The organism is Candidatus Krumholzibacteriia bacterium (assembly GCA_035268685.1).
GTDB lineage: Bacteria > Krumholzibacteriota > Krumholzibacteriia > JAJRXK01 > JAJRXK01 > JAJRXK01.
Genome location: DATFKK010000149.1, coordinates 1 through 2,763 on the forward strand (window position 1 = coordinate 1; position 2,763 = coordinate 2,763).

2 protein-coding genes are annotated in these 2,763 nt (G+C 67.8%); both read right to left on the reverse strand.

The window, feature by feature from the left end:
* Positions 1-353: 353 nt before the first annotated feature.
* Positions 354-1,817, reverse strand: coding sequence for an NADP-dependent isocitrate dehydrogenase (locus VKA86_14070; GenBank protein HKK72337.1), 1,464 nt, complete (start codon positions 1,815-1,817; stop codon positions 354-356).
* A 128-nt stretch (positions 1,818-1,945) separates the two neighbouring features.
* On the reverse strand, positions 1,946-2,620 hold the full coding sequence (locus VKA86_14075) for a redox-sensing transcriptional repressor Rex (protein ID HKK72338.1): 675 nt from the start codon (positions 2,618-2,620) through the stop codon (positions 1,946-1,948).
* Between the last annotated feature and the right edge of the window lie 143 nt (positions 2,621-2,763).

Sequence of the window (2,763 nt, forward strand, 5' to 3'; positions counted from 1 at the left end):
GATGATCAGGGCTCCGGCGTCGGTGGCCTCGAGGAACTGCTCGTCGCTGGGGATCCCGCGGTCTTCGTTCACCTCGTCCTCGCACCCCGCGACGAGGAGTGCGCACGCGAGGGCGGTGATCAGGCCGGAGCGGTGCGGGCGGCGCAGGGTCATGGGTTCCTCCGCGGGACGGGGGCGCGGCCCGTGGGATGGCGCGCCGAACGGCGGAGAAGCTAGCACCGGAGTCGGGGGGCGTCGACTCACCCGGCGTGATCCGGCATCCACGACCCCGGATCTTCATCGCTCCTTGAAGTCGAGGCCCCGAAAGCACGCGACCCGGCATGAGGGGCCGGGCCGCGTCTCGTGTCGAGGGTCTACTCGCCCTGACCGAGCGAGTAACCGATTTCGCCGTCGAAGGTGCACAGGTGCTCGGTCTTGATGAAGTCCAGGCCGGCGGAGTGGACGCGGGCGAGCAGGGCGATGATCTGTTCGTGGCCGACCGACCCACCGTCCTCCTGCGCGACGAAGCGGCAGCGCCAGTGGTCGGTGCAGAAGGTCTCGGGCAGACCCTCGGGGAACACCTTCACGCCGCGGTTGGTGATCATCTTGAGCTTCAGGCCCTCGCCGTCGAGCTCGCGGAGCTTCGCGCCGAGGACGTCGGGATCGCGGCCCTCGACGTCCCAGTCCAGGAACACGTCGACGCCCACGATCTCCTTTTCCTGCTTCGGGGGCGCGGTCGGCACGGCATGATCACGGCCGTGGCCGAAGTGCACCGATTCGAGCCGGCGCGGTTTGTCGCCCAGACGGTCGATGACGGCCTGTGCGAATTCCTTCGTGCCCACCACGGGATTCAGGTTGTCGGCCAGACGGATGTCGGCGGTGTGCACACCGTCTTCGATCGTCCTCAGCCACGCGTTGCGCACCAGTTCGGCCGACTCGGTCTGGTCGACGTGCACGAGCATCATCACCGCGGCGTGGATCAGACCCGAGGGGTTCGCGATGTTCTTGCCGGCGATCGGCGGGGCGCTGCCGTGGATCGCCTCGAACATGGCCGCCTGGTCGCCGATGTTCGCGCTACCGGCCAGACCCACCGAGCCGGCGACCTGCGCGGCGATGTCGCTGATGATGTCGCCGTAGAGGTTCGGCGTGACGATCACGTCGAACTGCTCGGGCGAGTCGGCCACCATGGCCGCGCCGATGTCGACGATCACGTGCTCGTTCTCGATCTGCGGGTAGTCGGCCGCGATCTCGTCGAAGATCCGATGGAAGAGTCCATCGGTGATCTTCATGATGTTGTCCTTGCTCATGCACGTGACCTTCTTGCGGCCGTTGCGCTCGGCGTACTCGAAGGCGTAGCGGATGACCTTCGCGCTGCCGGGGCGTGTGATGAGCTTCAGGCACTGGGTGACTTCCTGCGTCTGCCGGTGCTCGATCCCCGCGTAGGTGTCCTCTTCGTTCTCGCGGATCACCACCACGTTCATGCCCGGGTGCAGCGACCGCGTGAAGGGGTGGTAGCTGCGGCAGGGACGCACGTTCGCGAACAGTCCCAGAGACTTGCGCGTGGTCACGTTCAGGCTCTTGTAGCCCTTGCCCTGTGGCGTGGTGATCGGGGCCTTGAGGAACACACCGGTGCGCCGCAACAGGTCCCAGCTACCGGGCTCGATGCCCGCGGTGACGCCCTTCTCGTAGACCTTCTGGCCGATCTGGATCTCGTGCAGCTCGAGTTCTGCCTTCGCCGCGTCGAGGATCTCGAGCGTGGCGTCCATGATCTCGGGACCGATGCCGTCGCCACGGGCGTAGACGATCGGGGTCGGACGGGCGAAGTCCTTGGCGGTCATGCGGGGCTCCTCGCGGGCTGTCGGGGCGAGCGCAGGCAGGCGTCGATGGCCGCTCCGGGACTCCGGAGCGGCCCGGAACGAACCGCAAGGGTAAGCCAGATCGGGCCGGGGGCAAGCCGGACCGGAACTCAGGCGCTGGGCTCGAGGGGCTCGGAGTCGCCCGAACCGTCGGCGGCCGCCTGCGCCCGTTGGCGCGCGAAGAAGAGGACCTTCTCGGCCGAGGTGGCGATGTCCATGTGCTCGACGTAGAGGCCCGCGGGGACCTTCACCCGCACCGGGGCGAAATTGATGAGCCCGCTGACGCCCGCGGCGACGAATCGATCGGCCATCTCCTGGGCGGAGTCGCGCGGGACGGCGATGATCCCCACGAGTGCCGGGGATTCGGCCAGGGTCTTCTCGATCTCGTCGACGTGACGGATCTCGCAGTGGCCGATCTCGGTCCCGATCACCTCGGGGTCGACGTCGAAGGCGCTGCTGATGTGCACGTTCGGGCGTCGCCGCACGAAGTGCGAGAGCAGGGCCCGGCCCAGGTGGCCCACGCCGACCAGGGCCATGGTCTCGACACCGACCGGACCGAGGATCTCGTTGATCTTGGCGATCAGGGCCTCGATGTCGTAGCCGCGAGCCGGGCTGCCCGTGAAGCCGACGGTCATGAGGTCGCGCCGCACCTGGGCGGCGGTCACGCCGACCAGGTCGGCCAGGTCGTGTGAGAAGATGCGCTCCCGCCCACTCTCGTGGTGCGGCTGGAGATGGCGCCGGTAGTCGCTCAGGCGGGCGACGACGGCTTCGGGAAGGGTCGACATGGAAGCTCCCGGGGACAGGTGCGCGGCGCGGCGGCGGATCGTCCTCCCGCTCGTACGCCGTTCACGCTGTGACCGATTCACAATGTGAGCCCAGGATCGCCCAGATCCCTCCACGATGCCGTAGTGAATTTGAATCATTCTCG